The organism is Frankia sp. ACN1ag (genome assembly GCF_001414035.1).
Lineage (GTDB): Bacteria > Actinomycetota > Actinomycetes > Frankiales > Frankiaceae > Frankia > Frankia torreyi.
Genome location: NZ_LJPA01000014.1, coordinates 165,394 through 186,110 on the forward strand (window position 1 = coordinate 165,394; position 20,717 = coordinate 186,110).

Annotated in this window: 14 protein-coding genes and 5 pseudogenes; 11 read left to right on the top strand and 8 right to left on the bottom strand. The window is 74.0% G+C overall.

Features of this window, described 5'->3' with window-relative positions:
- Window positions 1–1,746: pseudogene (locus tag UK82_RS37910) on the bottom strand (helicase-related protein); the annotation flags it as partial.
- Between the two features lie 386 nt (window positions 1,747–2,132).
- Here UK82_RS37910 and UK82_RS33665 point away from each other — a divergent pair.
- Window positions 2,133–4,748: a sensor histidine kinase gene (locus UK82_RS33665; RefSeq protein WP_236705948.1), complete on the top strand. Its 2,616-nt coding sequence runs from the start codon at window positions 2,133–2,135 to the stop codon at window positions 4,746–4,748.
- Between the two features lie 53 nt (window positions 4,749–4,801).
- Here the strand turns inward: UK82_RS33665 and UK82_RS14975 are convergent, their stop codons facing one another.
- Window positions 4,802–5,668: a helix-turn-helix transcriptional regulator gene (locus UK82_RS14975; RefSeq protein ID WP_044883828.1), complete on the bottom strand. Its 867-nt coding sequence runs from the start codon at window positions 5,666–5,668 to the stop codon at window positions 4,802–4,804.
- Window positions 5,669–7,035: 1,367 nt separating this feature from the next.
- Here UK82_RS14975 and UK82_RS14980 point away from each other — a divergent pair.
- From UK82_RS14980 to UK82_RS14990, 3 genes are all read left to right on the top strand, one after another.
- Window positions 7,036–7,251, top strand: a complete 216-nt coding sequence (locus UK82_RS14980) for a DUF397 domain-containing protein (protein ID WP_264762543.1) — start codon at window positions 7,036–7,038, stop codon at window positions 7,249–7,251.
- A 12-nt stretch (window positions 7,252–7,263) separates the two neighbouring features.
- Window positions 7,264–8,235: a hypothetical protein gene (locus tag UK82_RS14985; RefSeq protein ID WP_236705949.1), complete on the top strand. Its 972-nt coding sequence runs from the start codon at window positions 7,264–7,266 to the stop codon at window positions 8,233–8,235.
- A 521-nt stretch (window positions 8,236–8,756) separates the two neighbouring features.
- Window positions 8,757–9,182 (top strand): heme-binding protein, encoded by a 426-nt coding sequence (locus tag UK82_RS14990; protein WP_055407754.1) that lies wholly within the window; start codon window positions 8,757–8,759, stop codon window positions 9,180–9,182.
- 27 nt (window positions 9,183–9,209) lie between these two features.
- Here the strand turns inward: UK82_RS14990 and UK82_RS14995 are convergent, their stop codons facing one another.
- On the bottom strand, window positions 9,210–9,509 hold the full coding sequence (locus tag UK82_RS14995; protein WP_055407756.1) for a SelT/SelW/SelH family protein: 300 nt from the start codon (window positions 9,507–9,509) through the stop codon (window positions 9,210–9,212).
- A 134-nt stretch (window positions 9,510–9,643) separates the two neighbouring features.
- Between UK82_RS14995 and UK82_RS15000 the strand changes: the two genes are divergently transcribed.
- The 5 genes and pseudogenes from UK82_RS15000 to UK82_RS15010 all read left to right on the top strand — a co-directional run bounded on the left by UK82_RS15000 (window position 9,644) and on the right by UK82_RS15010 (window position 13,768).
- Window positions 9,644–10,960 (top strand): ABC transporter substrate-binding protein, encoded by a 1,317-nt coding sequence (locus UK82_RS15000; protein WP_044883728.1) that lies wholly within the window; start codon window positions 9,644–9,646, stop codon window positions 10,958–10,960.
- Window positions 10,961–11,252: 292 nt separating this feature from the next.
- Window positions 11,253–11,523, top strand: a pseudogene (locus UK82_RS37915) (malate dehydrogenase); the annotation flags it as partial.
- Window position 11,524: 1 nt separating this feature from the next.
- Window positions 11,525–12,080 (top strand): annotated as a pseudogene (locus UK82_RS37920) (malate dehydrogenase); the annotation flags it as partial.
- Between the two features lies 1 nt (window position 12,081).
- Window positions 12,082–12,242, top strand: a pseudogene (locus tag UK82_RS37925) (malate dehydrogenase); the annotation flags it as partial.
- A 281-nt stretch (window positions 12,243–12,523) separates the two neighbouring features.
- Complete coding sequence (locus UK82_RS15010; protein WP_082121686.1) at window positions 12,524–13,768, top strand: effector-associated domain EAD1-containing protein; 1,245 nt, start codon at window positions 12,524–12,526, stop codon at window positions 13,766–13,768.
- A gap of 66 nt (window positions 13,769–13,834) precedes the next feature.
- On the opposite strand, the gene UK82_RS15015 is transcribed toward UK82_RS15010, so the two are convergent.
- Window positions 13,835–16,426, bottom strand: coding sequence for a hypothetical protein (locus UK82_RS15015; protein WP_055407758.1), 2,592 nt, complete (start codon window positions 16,424–16,426; stop codon window positions 13,835–13,837).
- 333 nt (window positions 16,427–16,759) lie between these two features.
- On the bottom strand, window positions 16,760–17,542 hold the full coding sequence (locus UK82_RS15020) for an aminotransferase class IV (RefSeq protein ID WP_055407760.1): 783 nt from the start codon (window positions 17,540–17,542) through the stop codon (window positions 16,760–16,762).
- Window positions 17,543–17,668: 126 nt separating this feature from the next.
- On the opposite strand from UK82_RS15020, the gene UK82_RS15025 reads away from it, so the two are divergent.
- Entirely contained in the window at window positions 17,669–18,139 is a 471-nt protein-coding gene (locus UK82_RS15025; protein ID WP_044883724.1) for an SCP2 sterol-binding domain-containing protein, read from the top strand.
- 219 nt (window positions 18,140–18,358) lie between these two features.
- The gene (locus UK82_RS15030; RefSeq protein ID WP_044883723.1) at window positions 18,359–18,574 is read left to right on the top strand and encodes a hypothetical protein; all 216 of its coding nucleotides are present in this window, start codon (window positions 18,359–18,361) and stop codon (window positions 18,572–18,574) included.
- 26 nt (window positions 18,575–18,600) lie between these two features.
- Here the strand turns inward: UK82_RS15030 and UK82_RS37930 are convergent.
- The 3 genes and pseudogenes from UK82_RS37930 to UK82_RS15040 form a co-directional block, all read right to left on the bottom strand.
- On the bottom strand, window positions 18,601–18,804 hold a 204-nt coding region (locus UK82_RS37930), incomplete at its 5' end, for a TerB family tellurite resistance protein (protein ID WP_236705950.1).
- A 1-nt stretch (window position 18,805) separates the two neighbouring features.
- Window positions 18,806–19,503, bottom strand: a pseudogene (locus UK82_RS15035) (NUDIX domain-containing protein); the annotation flags it as partial.
- Between the two features lie 100 nt (window positions 19,504–19,603).
- A complete protein-coding gene (locus UK82_RS15040; protein WP_044883721.1) occupies window positions 19,604–20,704 on the bottom strand; it encodes a GlxA family transcriptional regulator in 1,101 nt (366 codons plus the stop codon).
- Window positions 20,705–20,717 lie beyond the last annotated feature (13 nt).

Below are 20,717 nucleotides of genomic sequence, written 5' to 3' on the forward strand. Positions count from 1 at the left end.
CACCTCCCGCAGGCAGCCCTGCTCGTCGCCGGCGAGCACCATGCGGGCCAGCCGGGGATCCACGGGGATCTGCGCGAGGCGCCGACCGATCGGCGTGATCCGCCGGCCCGCGCCGGTACCGCCCGCGCCGGTACCGCCCGCGCCGGTACCGCCCGGGGTGGCTGCGCCTGGGGTGGTCGCGCCCGCGGCGGGCCCGCCTGCGCCAGTGCCGCCGGCGTCGAACGCCCCCAGCTCGGTGAGCAGCAGCTCCCCGTCGCTGATCTGGCGCGGGTCGGGCGGGTCGAGGAAGCCGAAGGTGGCCATGTCGCCCAGCCCGAGATCGGCCATCCGCAGGATCACCGAGGCCAGATTCGTCCGCAGGATCTCCGGGTCGGTGAACTCGGGCCGGCCGGCGAAGTCCTCCTCGCTGTAGAGCCGGATGCAGATGCCGTCCGCGGTCCGCCCGCACCGGCCCTTGCGCTGGTTCGCGGACGCCTGCGAGACCGGCTCGATCGGCAGGCGCTGCACCTTCGTCCGATGGCTGTAACGGGAGATGCGCGCGGTGCCGGGATCGATGACGTAACGGATGCCGGGCACCGTCAGCGAGGTCTCCGCGACGTTGGTCGCCAGCACCACCCGCCGTCCGGTGTGCGGCTGGAAGACCCGGTGCTGCTCGCCGGCGGACAGCCGGGCGTAGAGCGGCACGATCTCCGTGTTCGGCCGCTGCTCGCGCGCGAGCGCCTCGGCGGTGTCCCGGATCTCCCGTTCCCCGCTGAGGAACACCAGGATGTCGCCGGGGCCCTCGGCGCACAGCTCGTCGACGGCGTCGCTGATCGCCTGGGTCTGATCGCGTTCGGGCTCGACCGGCTGCCCGCGGCGCCCGCCCGGGCCGCTGCCGCCGCGGGCCCGGCCGGTCCCGCGGCCACCGGCAGACTCCTCGGCGGGCCGCGCATCCGGTTCGGCCGCGGTCGGGCCTGTCGGGCCTGTCGGGCCTGTCGGGTCGGCGTCGCGGGCGCCCGGCACCAGCGGGCGGTAGCGCACCTCGACCGGGTAGGTGCGCCCGGAGACCTCGATGACGGGCGCGTCGCCGAAGTGCGCGGAGAACCGGGCCGTCTCGATCGTCGCGGAGGTGATGACCACCTTGAGATCCGGCCGGCGGGGGAGCAGCGAGCGCAGGTAGCCGAGGATGAAGTCGATGTTGAGGCTGCGTTCGTGGGCCTCGTCGATGATCAGCGTGTCGTAGCGGCGCAGCGACCGGTCCGAGGAGATCTCGGCCAGCAGGATGCCGTCGGTCATGAGCTTGACGAGGGTGTCGTCGTGCACCTGGTCGGTGAACCGGGTCTGGTAGCCGACGACCCCGCCGGCCTGCGGCGAGGGGGTGCCCAGCTCCTCGGCGATGCGGTCCGCGACGGTGCGCGCGGCGATCCGTCGCGGCTGGGTGTGACCGATCATCCCGCGGACCCCGCGGCCGAGCTCCAGGCAGATCTTCGGTAGCTGGGTGGTCTTGCCGGAACCGGTCTCACCGGCGATGATCACAACCTGATCGTCGCGGATCGCGGCGAGGATCTCGTCCTTACGCTGAGTAACCGGGAGGATATCGGGGTAACTGAGCGCGGGCACGTTCGCCCGCCGCCGGGCGACCCGCGCGGCCGCCCGATCGGCGTCGGCGGCGATGGCCCGCAGGGCGCGCTGGCGGGCGGCGGGCTCGCGGGTGCGCCGGGTGTCGGCGAGACGCCGGCCGAGCCGGTGGGCGTCACGGGGTCCCAGCTCCGCCAGCCGGGCGGACAGCTCGCCGACCCGCAGCGTCCCCTCCCGGTCGGCCTGCTCCCGGTCGGCCTGCTCCCGGTCCACGCGGGTGGGGTCCGCGGACGGCGGAGGATTCACTGGCGGTCCTTCCACACGCGGTCAAGCCTAGGGCACTTCGGGCGCGGGGCCGCCGGCCTCCGGGCGACCGCCGGCGACCGACTCCTCGATCTCGCGCCGCCGACCTGCCCGGACGTCCAATTCCCGGTGCCGGCGGCGGGAGGCATCCTTTGCCGGCGGGAGGGGGCACCCGACCTGTAGCCTGCGACCAGCTCGCCCGGGCGGAACGGGCTTCGGGTCGGAAGTGATGCCAAACCATGACGGAACCGCCAAGCCATGACGGAGCCACCGTGGTGAGGCGCGGCATCGGTTCCACCGTGGGGACGGCGGAGGAACTCGAACCCGAGGGTACCGGCCGCCACGGCAGGCGGGCGGCGACGCCGGGCGGGCCGGCGGCCGGCGACGGGATCACCGACACCGCCTTCGGCGCCGCCGCGCTGGAGCTGGGCCGCGCGTCGGTCGAGGCGGGCCGTGCCTACCGGGCGCTGGAACAGGTCATGGCCGCGGTGCTCGTCGCGCTGCGCGCCGTCGCGGTCCTGCTGACCCTGGCCTACCTACTCGTCTGGCACTGGTACGCCGGCCACCCGGCGGCGCTGGCGGTCGTGCTGGTCAGCGTCGGCTGGGGCGTGTTCTTCTGCGTGGTGGGCCTGCGTCGCGGGGTGGGGCACCTGCTCGCCGCCGCGAGCGTCGCGGTCGCGCTGGCGCTGGCGCTGACGGCCGGGCGTTGGCTGCCGCCGCAGTCCGTGGGGGACAGCGGCAACTTCGTGTTCCTGACCGCGATCAACGCGGCGGTCGTCGCCGTCTGGGCCTTCCCGCCGGCGCTGGCCGCGCCGAGCATCCTGCTGCTCGGCGCGGGCACCCTGGTGGGGGGCTGGGGGCACAACCCGCAGGTCATCGTCGAGTCGACGATTCTGGTGCTGGTGCCGGGGCTGCTGGGTCTCGCGATCGGCCGGCTGCGCCAGATCGCCCGTACCGCCGACCGGCGCTGGGCGAACGTCGTGGCCCGCCACCGCGGCGAGGCCGTGGTCCACGCGGTCGCCCGGGACCGCCGGGAGCGCGAGCGGATCATCCATGACACGGTCCTCAACACGCTGACCGGGATCGCCTGGGGCGGGGGGCGGGACGTGGCGCTGGCCCGTAGGCGCTGCGGGCAGAGTCTCGCCGCCGTGCAGGGCCTGCTCGACCCGGACGAGGCGAACGAGCCGCCCATCGACGAGCGTCTGGCCGAGGTCGTCCGCAACGCCAACGGTCCGCGGCTGCGGGTCACCTTCGACAACCACCTGCGCGGCGCCGCCCGCGGGGCGGTGCGAACCGAACCGCCCGCCGTCGTCGGTGCCGCGTTCGCGGGCGCGGTCGGTGAGGCGTTGGCGAACGTGGAGCGCCACGCGGGCACCCGGCGGGCGCGGGTCCGCCTCGACGGGGGCGCGGGTGTCGTCACCGTGCAGGTGTCCGACGCCGGCCGCGGTTTCGACCCGGCCCGGGTCGACCCGGCCCGGCTCGGCCTGCGCCGCTCGATCGTCGGCCGGCTCGACGACGTGGCCGGGACGGTCGACATCGTCTCGGCGCCGGGTCGCGGCACGACCGTGCGGCTCCAGTGGCGCACGCCGATCCTCGCCGGTGCCGGTGCCGGTGCCGGTGCCGGTGCCGGTGCCGGTGCCGGTGGTGGTGGCGGTGGTGCCGCGGGTCCGGCGTCGGGTCGCGGTGGCGGGGTCGTCGCCGACCGGCGGGGGGTCACCGCGATCGCCGCCGACCTCGGTGACGCCTATGCCGCCGGGCAGCGGCGCGCCGTCGGCCAGATCGCCGGCCTCTGGTTGGTCGTCATGCTGGCGCCGCTGGTCGCGACGCTCGGTTGGGTGCGGGAGCGCCCGGTCGCGGCGCTGCTGTGGGCGGTCCTCGCGCTGGTGATCGCCGAGACCGCACGGCGGGTTCGGGACCGGCCGCTGGGGCGCGCAGAATCGCTGGCGCTGCTGGCGACGACCCTGGCCGTCACCGCCGCCGGGGCGGCGAACACCCGCGGGCCGGACATCGTGCGGATCGCCAACTGGCCGCTGTTCGTCCTGCCGCTGCTGCTCGCGTTCATCACCGCCTCCCGGCCTCGCCGGGAGTGGACCGCCGCCCTGGTGGTGACGATCCTGCTGCTGGTCGGCCTGGTTCTCGTGCGGGACCCGGACAATCCGTTGGTGCTCGCCCGGTTGAGCTCGAACATCTACGGGATGTGCGGCGTGCAGATCGTCGCCGCCATGCTCGGCCCGCTGCTGCGCGCCACCGCCGACACCACCGCGCGCACCCTGGCGGCCGAGGCCGAGGTCGCCGCGCGCATCGACGCATCGCTGATGATCCGCCGCGAGCGCGTCCAGTGGCTGGGTTCCGTCGAGGCGGACGCGTTGCCGCTGCTGGCGGGGATCGCCGACGGCCGGCTCGACCCGCGGGCGGCGGCCGTGCGCAGCCGCTGCGCGGTGCGGGCTGCGACGATCCGCCGGATGCTGACCGGCGGCGGGCCGTCGTCCGCGCTCGCGGATCTGGACCCGGTGCTCGCCGACGCCGAGAATGCGGGGATCAGCGTCGAGATCCAGCTCTCCGGCGATCTGCGCTCGGCGCCGGCGCCGGTGCGCGCGGCGCTGGCCGACCGGGTCGGTGCGCTGCTCGCCGCGGCCTCGGGCGGGCGGGCGATCGTCACGGTGCTGTGGGCGCCCGCCGGTGGCAGCGTCTTCGTCGCGCTGCCCTGGCCGGACCGGGTGCCACCGCCCTGGCCGAACGGTGCCGGTGCCGGTGCCGTCGGGCCGGAGGGGGACGCCCCGATGGTGGGGATCGGCGTCGACCTGGACGATCAGTGGCTGAGCCTGGAGCTCACCTGGCCGCCGTCCGCGTGCGCCGCCGTCAGCGCCGTCGGGTCCCAGGGCCGCTGAGCGGCCGCGCCGCCGGCCGGCACCGGGCAGGTGCGTGGCCGGCCGGCGCGGACTCAGTACTCGTTGACGATGCGCCGCAGGACGTCGGGGGTGGACGCCGGGGTCGTGCTGTCGACGCTGAGCCGGTTGTAGACCTCCATGTACCGGTCGACGTCCTCGCGCTTGTCCAGGTAGGTGGAGCCGGTGAGCTGCTCCAGGTAGACGACGTCGGGCAGGTCCATCTCCGGGAAGCGCAGGATGGTGAACGCGCCGCCCTCGGCCGCGTGGCCGCCGAAGGCGAAGGGCATCACCTGCAGGGTGAGGTTCTGCAACGGCGCGATGTTGATCAGATGCTCGATCTGCGCGCGCATCACCTTGGGGCCGCCGATCGGCCGGCGCAGCGCTGCCTCGTCAATGACCACCCACAGTCGCGGAGGGTTCTTGCGGTAAAGCAACTTCTGCCGGTTGATGCGGACGCTCACCCGCCGCTCGATGACCTCGACGGGAGCCCCGACACTACCTTGAGTGATGATGGCTCGCGCATAGTCTTCGGTCTGGAGCAGTCCCGGAATGAACTGCAGCTCGTAGGTGCGGATCAGTTGGGCGGACTCCTCAAGTCCCACGTACGGCTGGAACCAGGTGGGGAGAACGTCGTTGAAGTTCTGCCACCAGCCGGCGGTGTTCGCCTCGCGCACGAGCGCCAGCAAAGGAGCGCGCTCGGCTTCGTCCGTGACCTGATAGAAGGTCAGCAGGTCGGCGACATCTCGTTCTTTGAAGCTGACTCGGCCCAGCTCCATCCGGCTGATCTTCGACTCGGAGGCGCGGATGTGGTATCCAGCGGTCTCCCGACTGATGCCCTTCTCCTCGCGAAGTCGACGGAGCTGTGAGCCGAGCAGGATCCGACGCACGGTCGGCCCACTTCCCGGCTGAGCTGTCGTCACGGTCGGCCCCCTCGCCATCGGTCAACGCAAGAGTATGACATCTGATCTTCTGGATCCGGTTATGTGGCTGGTTCTCTTGTCTGGATGACAGCTGCTTGTTTAGCGCAGTGAGGGTTATTTGTATACACGCTCACAGAGAGTGCCGGTGGTGGGTGTCCGCTGGCCTGGCGGTACAGATGCCCCCGAAGGTGCGGCCAGGGATCGGTCGTAGCTCCCAGTGACGCGGGCCTTCCGATCTGCTCCGACGAGGCCGCCTGGGGCCGCCCCCACTCCCTCCCGCTCGCACGCGTTCGCTTCCACTCTCTCGTGCCCCCGCCCGCCCGTTTGTCCCATGGTCCCCGCGTTCGTCTGGTCCCCGCGTTCGTCCGGTGCGCCGGCTCAACCTCCGCCGGAAGCCCCGGACCGTCGGCTGCCGCCCCCGGCCGTGGAACGCGAGTGGCTGCGCGGTTGCTCGTCGTCTGATTCCACCTGACCGCGGGACCGGGCAGGGCGGCCGACTCCCCACTCGGGTGAATGCGGCCGGGTCGCCGGCCCGGTCGTGCTGCCCGCGCCGCCCACCGGTGGCGGTCGCTGCGCCGGGTGCCGCCGCGGCGGCCGGAGATGTTCCGGCGCCGGGACGGTGGATCCGGGATGTGGTCGGCGAGACGCTGCGTGGTGCGAGGGCCTCCCCGGTGGTCCGGCGATGGGTTCTCATTGCGTTGTCCCTCGCGAGTGCGAGTGGCCTCCGGATCCGGTCGTCGTCCGCTGCGTCCCGATGCCCGACGTGTCGGGGCTATGAACTTTTACACCAGCGGGCGCCCCCCCGATCGGCGTCCCTTGGTTCCGGAGTCCCAGGGCCCCGCCGCGCTCGCAGGCCATTCCCGCAAGTCACCGCCCCCTTCCTGCGGCCAGGTCCCTTGGTACGCCGTTACGGCGTCGCTGGTCGGCTGCGTGATTCGCCACTTTGCGGGTTTATTCGGACGATTCGCTACCTCCTTCGGGTCATCTCTGTGAACTCCCGACCAGGAGTGCTAGCGCCACCGGGGTACGCGGTCACCCGGGGAGCGCCCCGGCCGGCCGCTCCCCGGGTCCAGGGGCCGGGGGTCGCGACCGCGGCAACCGCATGGCCGGTCGCACGTGAGGCCGTGGCGCGCACATGCGACCCGCTTGATGCACGTGCACCTGACCGTGCTGTATCGTGAGCCGAAGTTCGTGCAGGCGCACACGCGGGCACATCGGCGGGGGNTTCGGGGGNAGTCCCGTCCGGGGTGGCCGGCGAGGAGTCCATCGCGGTGCGGCGGTGCGACAGGCGGGCTGCGTGGGTGAGGGCCGTCGTGGCACGGCTACTCGGGGCTTCGGGAGATCGCGTGACCAAGATCTACAGTGGCATGTCTGCGGCGGCGCTGGAGCGCGTGACCTGGCAGAAGAGCCGGCGGAGCAACTCGCAGGGCAACTGCGTCGAGATGGCGAAGCTGCCGGGCGACGAGGTGGCCGTCCGCAACTCCCGGCATCCGAACGGCCCTGCCCTCGTCTACACCCGAGCCGAGATAGAGGCCCTGATACTCGGCGCCAAGGACGGCGATTTCGACAACCTGCTGCAGTAGGCGTCCGCCATCATGGTCCTGCTGACTCCGGTCGTCCCTTCCCGGCAGGCGTGCGCCACGGCCGTGCGGGCTCCGCTCGCCCGCAGCCCGCAGCACGCGTGGCTGGCCCAGACGTCCCAACGCGACGTCGTCTCGGCCCCCAACCTGCTGGATCGGACGGACATGCGGTGCAACGAGGCCCGTTCTGTCCCTACCCGTACCGACCCGCCCCTGCGGCCGGCGATCGCCTTCGCGGCGCTTCCGGCCAACCGGACCGGAGACAGCATGCCCCCGCCCGCCACGGAACGGATCTTCAGCTCGGGAGATCTTCCCCTGCTCTCACTGCCGGGTGCCGATGGGCTCATCACCTGCCAGTGGACCCACGAAACCCTCGGAGTGCCCAGCTCGATGGAGGACGGCGGCGACGCGATCGCCGAGCGTCGGCGGGCCCAGGTGGGATTTGTCCTGGTCGAGCCGGCGTGGCTGGTCCGGGCCGCCGCCGAGCAGGTGCGCTCGCCCGGGGTCGACGCCATCGTGCTGCACGCCCACGCCAGCCCCCCTGGACGCAGCGCTCTGGCCCTCGCCTTCGCCTCCCATCTGCGCAACGTGCTACGCCGCCCGGCGCCCGGGCTCGATCCCCGGCTCGGCAACAACGTGGTGACCGCCGGGCTTCGGCCGGACCTGGCGGGCTTCAGCGACCTGGTCCGGGTGCCCCACCTGGTGACGATCACCGACGGCACCGGCGCGGTGGCCGACACGATCGTGTGGGAGATCATGACCGGCGGGCAGTTCGACGCCTGGCTCGACGGCGCCCCCCGACCCGACCAGCGGGCCATCGAGGCGCACCTGCCGGGTCTGCTGCGGCTGCGGGGTCTGCACCGGTCGGGCCGGCTGGACCATCGCCGGGCCGGGGCGCTGCTCGACATGCTCGACGGCGGTCAGCTCACGACCCGGCTGATCCACCGCTTCCCCCGGGTCGTGCTACCGCTGGCCGCGGCGGCCTGACCCGGCGCCGGCCACCGGACTCACCACGGCCGCCCCGCAACGGCGCGGGTCGGTCGTGGTGTCCCGCGCGGGCGGCGGCGACGTGGACCGCCGCCGCCCGCGCCACCCACCTCGGCGCGGCGCCGCCACCGGTCGGGACGGCTCTGCAACCGGACCCGGCCGGCGCGGGCCGGCGCGGCGGTGGTGGTCCGCCCGGGCCACCCGTCTGGCCCGGGCGGGCGACCCCAGCGGCGGGCCGGGGCCGTCGGGGAACCCGGGTCCCCGCGTCCCGCCGACGCCCGCGCGAACGGCGCCGCCGCGTGACCCGCCTGGCGCGACCTCACTGTTTCCCCGTGTTCCGTGCCCCGGCCGCGGCGCCACCGCGTCGGCTGCGGGCAACCTGTGTCCTTCTGTGTGCCGCCGCTCGCGCGGGGAACCGCCGTGAGCGACGGTTGTTCTGCGGCGCGCCTTCCACCACCCGACGGCCGATCTGGGCCTATGGTCAGGCGCACCGGAACGCCGCTTTATGGGGAGAGTCGCGGATGACCGTATCGCTCGAGGATGCCCGCCGGATCATCGCGGCCGGGGAAAGGTATGCGATTCACCTCGGTCAACCGGTTAACATCGCCGTCGTCGACTACGCGGGCATTTTGGTGGCCCATGTCCGGATGGACAACGCCCGCCTGCAGACCGCCGACATCTCGGTCGACCGGGCGTGCGCGGCGCGGGCCTCCGCCGCGCCGGCCCGCCTGGTGAACCACACCGGGGGTGAGGGCGGCCCCGCCGGGTCCGGGGTCGGGGACGAGGGGTACGGCGGCTGGGAACGCCCGCCGCCCGAGCCCGGCTCGGGCCTGACCGGCGCGCTGCCGTTGCGGCGGGACGGGATGATCGTCGGCGCCGTCGGGGTCAGCGGCGCTCCCGCACCGCTGGACGAGGCCATCGCCCGAGCCGCCGCCGCCGCGTTCTGATCTCCCCGCGCCCTGATCTCCCCGCGGTCAGGCGTCCGGATCGCCTGCCGACGCTTCCACATGGCCGAGAGGTCGTCCGGGCGCAACCGCGTCCCGCACGAGCCGCTTGACGGCGGACGGCTCGGGAAAGCCCTGCTCCCGCCGATCCCAGAGCACCCGGTCGCCGAGCCGCACGACGAACACCCCGCCCGTCCCGGGCACCAGGCAGACCTCGGCCAGGTCCCCCTCGAATGTGGTCAGCAGCTCCTGGGCGAGCCAGGCCGCCCGCGGTAGCCAGCGGCAGCGGGTGCAGCATTCGATCTTCAGGGTCGGTTTCGCCGCGGCCATCGCCCCATCCTTCCCNCCCCANCCNCCCCGCCCGCTGCGGTGTGAGCCAACGAGCCGGTGGCACCGCCGGCAGCCTAAACCAGCCCAATCCAGCTCTGGCGAATCTCACAAAATCAACGGAATGGCACCGGAGCATGTCATCCTGCGCCAAGGTTGGTGGAGTGAGCAGCGTCACGGTCCCGGCTACCGGCCGGCGTCGACCGCGGGGCGGGTCGCGGCGTCGAGCGCGGGCCCACCGTCGCCTCCTCGTCGGCCTGCTCGGCGTCGCGGTCGCGCTGGGGGTGGTCGGCTGCCGGGTGTCCAGCGACGAGAAGCCGACGGCGCCGGTCTGCGCCGAGCCGGGCGTCACCCCGGACGCGGTGCGTCTCGGGCTGCTCTACCCGGACACCGGCAACGCGGCGTCGCTGTTCGCGCCGTTCCGCGCCGGCGTCGACGCGCGGCTCGGGGTCGCCGACGCCGCCGGCGGCGTGGGCGGTCGCCAGGTCCGTTACACCTGGCGCGACGACGCCTCGAATCCCGCGGGCAACGAGGCCGGTGCCCGCGCGCTGGTCCAGACCGACCGGGTCTTCGGCCTCATCGAGTCGACCTCGGTGGCCAGCGGCTCCGCGGCCTACCTGCACGGCGCCCGGGTGCCGGTGACGGGCACGTCGCTGGAGGCGGCCTGGACGCAGAACGACAACATGTTCAGCTACTCCAACATGATCTCGGACGGGCCGTCCGTCACCACCTGGGGCGCGTTCGTGGCCGAGCGCGGCGGGCGCACCGCGGTCATCGCGCAGTCGGCGTTCTCGGCGACGTCGATGACGATGGCGGACAAGCTGGCGCTGAGCCTGCAGGCGGCAGGCATCCGGGTGGTCGGTCGGGTCGACGCGACCGGCCCGATCGACATCCCCGGCATCGGGGAGAAGGTGCGGGCCAGCGGCGCGGACGTCCTGGTCGGCGCGGTCACCGGCGCCGCCTTCGGCCAGGTGGTCGTCGGCGCCCGCGCCGCCCACGCGAACCTGCGCGTGATCCTGTCGCCCGTCAGCTACGACCAGCGGTTGTTGCGGGTCTTCGGCCCGGTGCTCGCCGGCCTCTACACGTTCGTCGACTACCAGCCGTTCGAGGTGGGCACGCCCGCGCACCAGCGCTTCCTCGCCGGGATGCTCAAGTACGCCCCGCAGGTGTCACCGCCGGCCCAGCAGGCCGCCCTGTCCGGCTGGATCTCGGCCGACATGTTCCTGCGAGGTCTCGCCGCGGCCGGGCCGTGCCCGAGCCGGGAGTCGTTCATCCGGGGGCTGCGCGGGCTGAAGGGCTACGACGCCGACGGTCTGCTGCCCGCGCCGATCGATTTCTCCTCGCATTTCGGGCAGATCAACCGCTGCTATACCTTTCTCCAGGTCACCGCGGACGCGCAGCATTTCGAGCTCGTGCCGCCGGCGCCCCGCTGCGGCGACGAGATCGGCCAGTAGGGGCCGGCACCGCCGGGGAGTCGCCGGCGGTGCCGACCCCGGCGTACCCACCCCTCGCGGGCCTGTCCGCGCACGTCCGCGGCCCGGCGCCGGCGCGCCCGCCGGTCGGGCCGACGCCTCCTCGGGGGGTGTGAGCCGCTCCGCCCCGCCAAGCTGCCCGTGTTGCAGGCGGTCGGACTAGCATCGCTGGGGCGAAGGAAAGACATCGCATTTCGTGGGCCGGTCCACGATCGCCGCCGGTCGTCCCGGTCCGCCGCCCGAGCTTCCGGATGACCTGTACCAGGAGATGCCAGTGAGTTCAACGCCCGTCAACGTCACCGTCACCGGCGCCGCCGGTCAGATCGGCTATGCGCTGCTGTTCCGCATCGCGTCGGGCCAGTTGCTGGGCGCGGACACGCCGGTGAAGCTGCGGCTGCTGGAGATCCCGCAGGCCGTCCGGGCGGCCGAGGGCACCGCCCTCGAACTCGAGGACAGCGCGTTCCCGCTGCTGGCCGGGGTGGATGTGTTCGACGACGCCAAGCGGGCGTTCGAGGGCACCAACGTCGCCCTGCTCGTCGGCGCCCNCCCGCGGACCAAGGGCATGGAGCGCGGCGACCTGCTGTCCGCCAACGGCGGCATCTTCAAGCCGCAGGGCGAGGCGATCAACAGCGGCGCGGCGGAGGACATCAGGGTCCTGGTCGTCGGCAACCCGGCGAACACGAACGCGCTCATCGCCCAGACGCACGCGCCGGATGTGCCTGCCGAGCGATTCACCGCCATGACCCGCCTCGACCACAACCGCGCGATCGCGCAGTTGGCGAAGAAGCTCGGCGTTCCCAGCGCCGAGATCCGCAAGATCACCATCTGGGGCAACCACTCGGCCACCCAGTACCCGGACATCTTCCACGCCCAGGTCGGGGGCCGCAGCGGCGCCGAGGCCGTCGGCGACCAGAAGTGGATCGCCGAGGAGTTCATCCCGCGGGTGGCCAAGCGCGGCGCCGAGATCATCGAGGTTCGTGGCGCCTCGTCGGCCGCCTCGGCCGCCTCGGCCGCGATCGACCACGTCTACACCTGGGTCAACGGCACCCCCGAGGGTGACTGGACCTCCGCGGCGATCCCGTCCGACGGCTCGTACGGCGTGNCCGAGGGACTCATCTCCTCGTTCCCGGTCACCGCCGCCGGCGGGAAGTTCGAGATCGTGCAGGGTCTGGAGCTCGACGCCTTCTCCCGGGAGAAGATCGACGCCTCGGTGCGTGAACTCGCCGAGGAGCGCGAGGCCGTCCGCGCGCTCGGCCTCATCTGAGCTCTGTCGGCTGAGCTCTGTCGGCTGAGCTCGGCCGGCCGAGCTCGGTCAGCCGAGCTTGGTCAGCGGAGCTCCTTCAGGCGCAGCGCACCCTTCGCGGCACGCGCGGGCGACATCCCACCGTCCGCGCGCTGCCGACGAGGATGTGCACCGGACCTGTCACGGATGAGACGCACCTGGTCGAAGCCGTCCGTCCCGGGACTAGAATGATCGCGGAAATCGCGCCGGCCGGCGGAGGCCTGTCGGCGCCCGCCGCATCTTGGAACCGGTTCGGGGGACTCGTGACGCAGCGGCTGAGCGAGGTCGAGATCTGGGCGCTCGCCGACGCGTTCGACACGAACTCCAAGGCGAAGCGGCTGCTGGTGCGCGCCGGCCTCACCCGTGGCCGGGTGCCGGAGCTCGTCGGCGCGCCCTATGACTTCTGGTCGGAGATCTCGGAGCTGCTCGAGAACGGCGTGCTCGTCGACGGTCGGGCACGCCTGCTGGCCGCCGCGGCGGAGGCGTTCCCGGCCAGCGAGGTCTTCGGGGCCCACCGAGGCCCCGCGTCTTCTCCGCTCGACGTCGACGCGCCGCGGGACATCCTCCCGGCCGTGGGCGGGCGGGGACGATCGGCCGCGGGCATGCCGGAGCAGGTCAGCCTGTTCTTCCTCGACGCCCGCCGGTACAGCCGGCGCGGCATGCTCGACCAGCTCGACTGGCGGGCGGCATTGCAGGAGATCGTGGCGGCGGCCGTCGCGGGGCTGCGACTGCCGGCGGAGTCGATCCGGCTGCGTCAGGACCAGGGCGACGGTTTCCTCATCGCCGTGGCCGGTTCGGTCGCGAAGGCGTACCTCGCCAGCGATTTCGTCCGCGAGCTGCAGATCGCCCAGCGCGTCTACAACAACGGGCGCGAACCCGACAGCCGGCTGCGGCTGCGGATGTCGCTGCACCACGGCGATGTGATCATCGATGGAACCGGTGCCCCGGGCAACGCCGTGGTGATCGCCGCCCGGCTGATCGACGCCCCCCAGGTGCGCGGCATCCTGGAGCGCTACCCCGACGCCGACCTGGTCCTCGCGCTGTCTCCGGAGTACTTCCGGGACACCGCCGCCGAGCGGCTGCGGGATCTCGACCCGGCGAAGTTCCGCGAGATCGACGTGTCCGTCGGCGACAAGTACACCGGTACCGCCTGGGTGACGCTGCCCGGTCATCCCGCGAATCCACCCCTCGACGAGGACCCGGCCGCCGCGCTGGCCGCGGACGCTCCCGCCGGTGCGGTTCCGAGCCTGCCGGGCGCCGCCACCCTGCCCGCGGGCGACCCGCGTGGCGACACCCCGAACATGGCCGAGCCGCCTGGCGTCCCCGAGGATGCTGCCTCGGCAGTCGCGGCCGAGGGGGCTGGGACCGTTGCGGCGCCGGCATCATCGGGCTCCGGGGCCACGGGCCAGGCGGGCGGGGACGAGGGGCACAGACGGATCGGGATTCTCCGGGGGCGCGGGAAGCGCTCGGCTTCGCCGCCGCCGTTTCCTGGCGGGCGGCGCGCCTGATCCCTCGCCGACTGGCCGGCACGTCCGCCGCCCAGACCGGTCTGCGGTGGTGTGGCGCTCACGGCGTCAGGCGGTGCTCACGGTCACCGCGCCGCCGGTCGCCGCCGCGAGGAGCTGACTCAGGCCACGGCCGTAGCTGGTGCTCCCGTCGAAGCGGCTCCATTCCGCCAGCGCCGTCATCATGGTCCGCAGCTCCGTCGTGGATGCCTCGCCGGTCCGGGCTCGCTCGATCAGGCTGTGCACCCGGGCGGTCCAGGTGAGGGCGTCGTCGCCCGCGGCCCGCGCCCGGCGTGCGGCCTCGTCGATGCGGGCGCGACGCAGGATCGGCCGGCCGGTGGCGGTCGGCGCCTCGGCGAGCCGGAGCAGTCCGGCGGCCCGCCCGGCGTCGGAGTCGATGCGGCCGTAGGCGGCCAGCGACCGTCGCCACAGCTCCTCGGCCCGGTCCAGGTAGGCCGGACGGCCCGAGGGAATCGGCGAGCCGTCCGGCCTGCGGCCCAGGGTCTGCGCCCCGCCGTCTGGGAAGCCGGCCCAGTCGCCTCGCACCAGGGCCGCGTGCGCGAGCGTCGCGTCGTCGGCGCCGCCCGCCGTCTCCACCACATCCAGCGCAACGCCGGCCTCGGCCGCCCGACCCAGCCGGAACAGCAGGTCCGCGCGCAGGATCCGGGCGTACGCGCTGGCCTGATGCACGGGCAGCTCGGCCAGCCGGGCGACGAACGCGTCGGCCATCGTGAGCGCGTCCACCGCCGCCAGGACCGAGCCTTCGACACCCGCATCGGGTACCGCCGCGGTCATTGCCGGGCGCGCCTGCGCGACCACACCCGGGGGCGCGGCGGGCCCTGCCACCGCGGCCTTTCCCTGCAACGCGACGCCGCCCAGCGCGGCGACTCGGAGCGGCAGGCCGGCCGGGTCCGCGGGCCTGGGGGTCCCGGCGGAGCGCGGCAGCCCACCCGGAGCGGGGGTCCGGGTGGGCACGGGGGTCAGGGCCGGAGAGGGCGCTGGGATCGGGGAGGGCGCCGGGGGCGGGGAGGGTGCCCGGGTCGGGGAGGGCGTGGGCGCCGGGGAGGGCCGGTCCGTCGGCAGGGGGGAACCGGTCGCGGTGGGGACGTCGACAGCAGGGCCGGTCGGGCCGGATGGGATGGCCATACCGGGTGGGATGGCCATGCCGGTGGGAGTGGTCGGATCGGCCGGGTCGCTTCGCGCCGGGGCGCTGTCTGTGGCTGGGAGTGCCGCGGCGTTCGACGTGAGCGGGGAGTCCGGCCCGACTGCGACGGACATGGGGACCGTCCCGCTCCCGGGGCTCTTGACGTCCGGGGCGACCGCGATGTCCCGGGCGACTTCGGCGACCTCGGTGGCCGGGGAGATCGGGCCGTCCGATGGGAGTGGGCCGTCCGGGAGGAGCGGACCGTCCGGAGTGGGCGAGTCGTCCGGAGACAGTGGGCGGTCGGGCAGCGGGGAGCCGTCGGGTGGCAGCGGGCGGTCGGGTGGCAGTGGGCCGCGGGGAGGGAGCGGGGGGTCCACCTGGGCGGTGAGGTCCTGGGGGATCGGAAGGCCTCGGATGACCTCCGTGCCTTGGGGAGCCTCCGCGGGTTGGGCGATCTGCCGGCCAGGGGTGACCGCGGTCTCCCGGGGGGCCGGGGGGCGCGCTCGGGGGTCGCCGATGCGCGCAGCGGGCGCTGCGTCCCCGGGTGGGGACCCCGGGTGCCCCGCGGACGACCGGCCGACGGTGAAGCCCCAGCCCAGTATGGCGGGGAGGAAGCCGCCGGCCCGGGAGCGAGCCCGCGGTCCCGTCCGGTGCAGCCCGTGGGCGGAGGCCGTGTGCCGGACGAGCCCCGCCGCACCCGTCCAGCCGAGGACCATGGGCAGGGTGGTGAGCCAGGGGGTGGTGTCCGCGCCGGTGCCGCCGGCGGAGGGGGTACCGGCGGCACCGCGTCTGGTGGCGACCGCGTGAGCCCGCCCCTCCCCGGCGGCCGCGGGCCGGTGCCTCGTCCCGGTGGTGGGCGAGTGGCTGGCATGGGGCGAGTGGCTGGTGGCGGGCGAGCGGCTGGCGCCGAGTCTTCGAGCGGTGGGTGGGAGCGGGCGGCGGGCGGCGGCGGGCACCTCGGTGCCGGCGGGCACCTCGGTGCCGGCGCCCGCCGCGGGCGGGATCGACGCGGCGAGCAGACGGGCGCGGGCCATCCGAATCGCGGGGATGACCTCGGCCGCGAGCACGCAGATGACCGCGGTGGTCGGGGCGAGCAGGTCGTGGCGCTGCCGGACGACCGCCTGCGCCGTCCAGGCCGTCAGCGGGCCGTCGGCGGGGGAGACGGACGGCGCCGGGTCGCGGGTGCGGGACGGGGCTGCGGACCGGCCGACGGTGGCGGGCGAGGGTCGCAGGAGGCCCGCGTCGTCCGGGGACCAGTTCCGGTCGAGGGCGAGCGCCGCGAGGTAGAGCGCCTCGTGCACCGCCACGTGGTCGGGATCGGCGGGGTCGTGCTCGCTCTGGCGCAGCTCGCGCAGGGCGCCCTTGGACCGGCCGGCGGCGACGGCTGTCGCGGCGCGAAGGAGGTGGCGCTCGGTCGGCGGCGGGAAGGGATACCGCACGGGCACGCCGGCGGGCTCGACGCGATGTTGCTCGTGCAGCAGGAGCGCTATGAGGAGCCTTGCTGAGGAAAGCGGCATCGGTGCGGTGTTCCTTCACGGGCGACACGGAACCGTATCCGGTTCGGACTGTTCGGACCCGCCGGAAAATGCCGGCGGAGCCATGACAGTACCTAGCATTCCGCCGCCGGGAAATGGTTCGTGGTGGTTCCGTGACGGCCCGGTTGTGGCATCGAATGTAGCTCGCGGAAATGGTCGTCGACGCCAAGATAATGCAAGTACGATCAAGTAGAAGAATGATTTCACTTCGTCCTATCGGTGGCTGGCGTCCCGGGAGGGGTGGGGCCGCCGGCGCGATCGGCGAGAGACGCCACCCGGCTCCGCCGGCCCGGCCGATCCGCGGGTGCCGACCCCTCAGACGAGGTCGCCGGGAACGGCGTCGTACCGACGGGCGAGTTCGGCGATGCGCGGTGTCGGGCCGGCGAAGCGGTGGTCGTCGACGGCGGCTACGGCGGCGATCCCGCGGGAGTTCGTCACGAACGCCGCCTCGAAGCGGTCGAGGTCGGCCAGCCGCACCGGCGCCCGCACGCTGTCCGGCGACCGTTCCAGCAGAGCCATCGTCACGCCGTGCAGGGCCGGCGCGTCCGGCCAGACGACCGCGTCCCCGGCGAGGAAGCCGATGTTGGTCGTCGCGCCCTCCGAGACGACGCCACCCGGGCCGGTGAGCAGCGCATCGTCGAAGCCGTGCCGGCGAGCGAGCCGGCCGTACTGGAGCTGACCGAATGTGCCCAGGTGCTTGAGGTGCGGGAACGGCCGTGAGTACGGCACGGACATGAGCCGCTGCGGGGCCGGAGGCGGCTCGGCGGGCGCCCCGACCGCGACGATGAGCCGCGTCGGGTCGCCGTCCGGGGTGCCGGTGACGACGACCCGCACGGTGGCGTCGCGGGTCGAGGCGGCCAGCGCCGCCCGGATCCGAGCGCGCACCAGCTCGCCGTCGAGCGGCTCGGCGTAGAGCTCGCGGTTCGCCGCGTCGAGACGTCGCAGGTGCAGGTCGAGACCGCGGGTCCGGCCGTCGCGGACCTGCATGACCGTGAAATGACCGTGGGGAAGCAGGGCCAGCGGAGGTGGATCGTCGAGGGATACGGGACATCCGTCGATCTCGATGTGCAGCAACGCCGGGCTGGCCACGCCGGTCACGATAGCCACCCCGGCGCGGGGTGCCCGATCGGGCGCCCCGGGCGACGAATGCCACCGCGGGGTTCGCTAGCGTGCTCGTGCCGCGCCCGTCGCCTGGCGGGCCGCCCGTCAACGAATGGAGTGGCCATGTCCGACCTCGCCGTCGACCCCACGGCCGACCCGGCCAAGATCGTCAGCGGTCTGTCCACCCTGTCGGAGCGGGAGATCTCCGATCTGCTGGGTGGCCCGGCCGGGGAGGGCGTCCTTGACGAGATCTTCCGCCAGATGCGCGACACGTTCCGGCCCGAGCAGGCGCAGGGTGAGAACGCGCTGGTCCGCTTCGCGCTCACCGGCGGCCCGGGGGGCAGCACCCGCACCTACGAACTGCGCGTCGTCGACGGCGCCTGCACGCTCGCGACCGAGCCGCCGGCCGGCTCCGGCACGGCGCCGGCCGACCGTGCGCTGACCATCACCACCGACCGGGTCCGCTTCGTTCGGGTGCTCACCGGCCAGGCCAGCGGCGCCAAGCTGTTCCTCACCCGGAAAATCAAGATTGACGGCGACCTGAAGTTCGGTGGCAAGGTGATGGGGTGGTTCGGGATCAAGCAGGACGACTGAGCCGGCGTGCGCCCGGCGCCGCCCGGCTCGCGGTGACGCACTCCGTGTACGGAACGCATTACTGTCGGTTGACGATGGTGGCGGGTCGGGTGGTTCCGGTCGGTGGGCGCGCGGCCGGTGGACGCGGTCGGGTGGGCCTGGTCGGGTGGGTGCGGTCGGGTGGGCGCGGTCGGGTGGACGCGGTCGGGTGGGTGCGGTCGGGTGGGCGCGGGAGGGTGAATGGTGCGGCTGGTGCTCGACGGCCGGGCGTATGACCTGCCGGCCGGGACCGACGCGGCCGCGCTCCGTCGACGCGCCGAGGAGGTGATGAGCGGCCGGGCCGGCAACGTCGGGCTCGACCAGATCACCCTCGCGGACGGCGACGTCCTGGCGGTGAACTGGCGCGCGGTCGGCACGGTCCGCGTCATCGAGGCGGGCTCGGAGGACGACGCCTGACCGGCGGCCAGACGCCGGACGCCGGGTCAGAGGGCGAACTCGGCCGGCTCCAGCCCGAGGGCGAGCGCCGCCTCCCGCACGACCGCCCGCTCGCTGGCGACGAACTCCCCGTCGACCAGGCCGATGACCTGTCCGATCCGCACGACGGCGACGGCCTGCGCCACCCGGCCGCGCACCTTGGCGATCTCGGCCAGCGCCGCGTGGCGGCCGGCTGCGAAGTCCGCGGTCAGNCGATCGAGGTGTGCCTCGAACAGCCGCACCGTGTCCTGCTCGGGGAACTGGGACAGCACCGGGTCGGTGGCGGCGAAGCCGCGCACCCCCTCCCGCTCGGTCGGGTCGATGTGTCCGTCGGCGGCGGTGACCAGCGCACACATCGCCACCGCCGCGTCGCGGAAGGCCAGCGTCCGCAGCTCCTCGCGGCGGGCGAAGAGCTGCGACCGCAGCGAGGCCAGCGACGGCAGCCGCCGGTTGGCCCCGGCGGGGTCCAGCCCGCGCCACAGCGGCCAGCCCTCGGCCAGCCAGCGGCGCACGACCTCGGCCATGGACAGCGGGCGTAGCCGCGTCGCGAGCAGGACGTCGATGTTCACCGGGACGAGGGTGTGCTCCCCCCAGCGGGATGGGGTCGGGATGTCGGTCGGCCAGACCCCGGCGAACAGCACACTGAGCACATGGTCCGTCGCGGATTCCGGAGAACGGCCGGTGATGGAGCCGTCGTGCTCGACCGCGCCGACGAACTGCCGGGAGACGACCCGCGGCCCGGCGAGCCGCCCCACCTGCCGCTCGAGTGCGTCGTCGGTGCTCTCGCCGCTGACCACCGGGCCACCGGGGAGCACGTGCCAGACATCGTCCGGCGGTCGTGCCAGCAGCACCCGGTCGTCGATCCGCAGCAACAGCCGGACATCGAGCCGAACGGCGGCCTGGACTGGCATACCGACTCCCCTCCCGAAGACGCACGGCACAAGGTGGGTCACTCGCTGACGGCATCATCCCCCAGGCGGGCCGATGACCCGACCCGACGGTTCGGCTGCGTCACCGTGCACTGTGAGGTGTCCGGCTCCGGTGGCCCATCGGTGTGGGCGCGTCCGCGACGAGGACCGCCGACCGGGCCATGCCCGTCACCGCCGTTCCGGCTGTTCCGGCCGTTCCGGCGCTTCTGGCCGCCTCGACCGTCCTGGCGCTCGGGGCCGGGGTGCCGCCGCCGAAGGTCCGCCGGTAGGCCCGCGGGCTCGTCCCGACCAGCCGGCGGAACTGCTCCCGGAAGGCGGCCGGCGAGCCGAACCCGACCTGCGCGGCGATGGCCTCCACCGGATGGCAGGTGGTCTCCAGCAGGTACTGGGCCCGGCGCAGCCGCGAGCGCTGCAACCAGGCCACCGGCGTCAACCCCGTCTGTTCGCGGAAGCGGCGGTTGAGCGTGCGAGTGCTGACCATCGCGTGCGCCGCGATGTCGGCGAGGGTGAGCTCGCGGTGGACGTTCGCCGTCAGCCAGTGCAGCAGCGGTTCCAGCTCGGTGCCGTCGGGCGGCGGCTGCTCGCGGGCGATGAACTGCGCCTGCCCGCCGTCGCGTTGGAGCGGCATGACGGACATCCGGGCGGTCTCGGCGGCGACGGCCGTGCCGTGGTCGCGGCGCACCATGTGCAGGCACAGGTCCATCCCGGCGGCGGCGCCGGCCGAGGTCAGGATCTGCCCGTTGTCGATGAACAGGACGTTCGGGTCGACGTCGACGGCGGGATGGCGCCGCGCGAGCTCCGCCGCGGCGATCCAGTGGGTGGTGGCGCGCAGCCCGTCGAGCAGGCCCGCCGCGGCGAGGACGAAGGCGCCGGCGCAGATCGAGGCGAGCCGCGCCCCACCCGCCGCGGCGGTCCGCAGCGCGTCGAGTACCTCGACGTCCGGCTCCGTCGCGGGGTCGTCGCAACCCGGCACGATGACGGTGTCCGCCGCGGTCAGCGCGTCGAGCCGCCAGGGAGCGCGCAGGGCGAACGCGCCGGTCGTCACCTCCGCGTTCGCGGCGCAGAGCCGCACCTCGTAGGCCGGGCGGCCGTCCGCCAGGCGGGTGCGACCGAAGATGTCCAGCGGTGTCGCGAGGTCGGACGGGACGACGTCGTCCATCGCGAGGACGGCCACCACGTGCATAGCGGCCAACCTA

Bases quoted from the DNA above. Each gene is read 5' to 3' on its own strand.
- UK82_RS15025 (WP_044883724.1), top strand. From the start codon at position 17,669: ATGTCCGACCTCGCCGTCGACCCCACGGCCGACCCGGCCAAGATCGTC.
- UK82_RS15000 (WP_044883728.1), top strand. From the start codon at position 9,644: ATGTCATCCTGCGCCAAGGTTGGTGGAGTGAGCAGCGTCACGGTCCCG.
- UK82_RS14980 (WP_264762543.1), top strand. From the start codon at position 7,036: ATGTCTGCGGCGGCGCTGGAGCGCGTGACCTGGCAGAAGAGCCGGCGG.
- UK82_RS14995 (WP_055407756.1), bottom strand. From the start codon at position 9,509: ATGGCCGCGGCGAAACCGACCCTGAAGATCGAATGCTGCACCCGCTGC.
- UK82_RS15040 (WP_044883721.1), bottom strand. From the start codon at position 20,704: ATGCACGTGGTGGCCGTCCTCGCGATGGACGACGTCGTCCCGTCCGAC.
- UK82_RS15015 (WP_055407758.1), bottom strand. From the start codon at position 16,426: ATGCCGCTTTCCTCAGCAAGGCTCCTCATAGCGCTCCTGCTGCACGAG.
- UK82_RS14990 (WP_055407754.1), top strand. From the start codon at position 8,757: ATGACCGTATCGCTCGAGGATGCCCGCCGGATCATCGCGGCCGGGGAA.
- UK82_RS14985 (WP_236705949.1), top strand. From the start codon at position 7,264: ATGGTCCTGCTGACTCCGGTCGTCCCTTCCCGGCAGGCGTGCGCCACG.
- UK82_RS15030 (WP_044883723.1), top strand. From the start codon at position 18,359: ATGGTGCGGCTGGTGCTCGACGGCCGGGCGTATGACCTGCCGGCCGGG.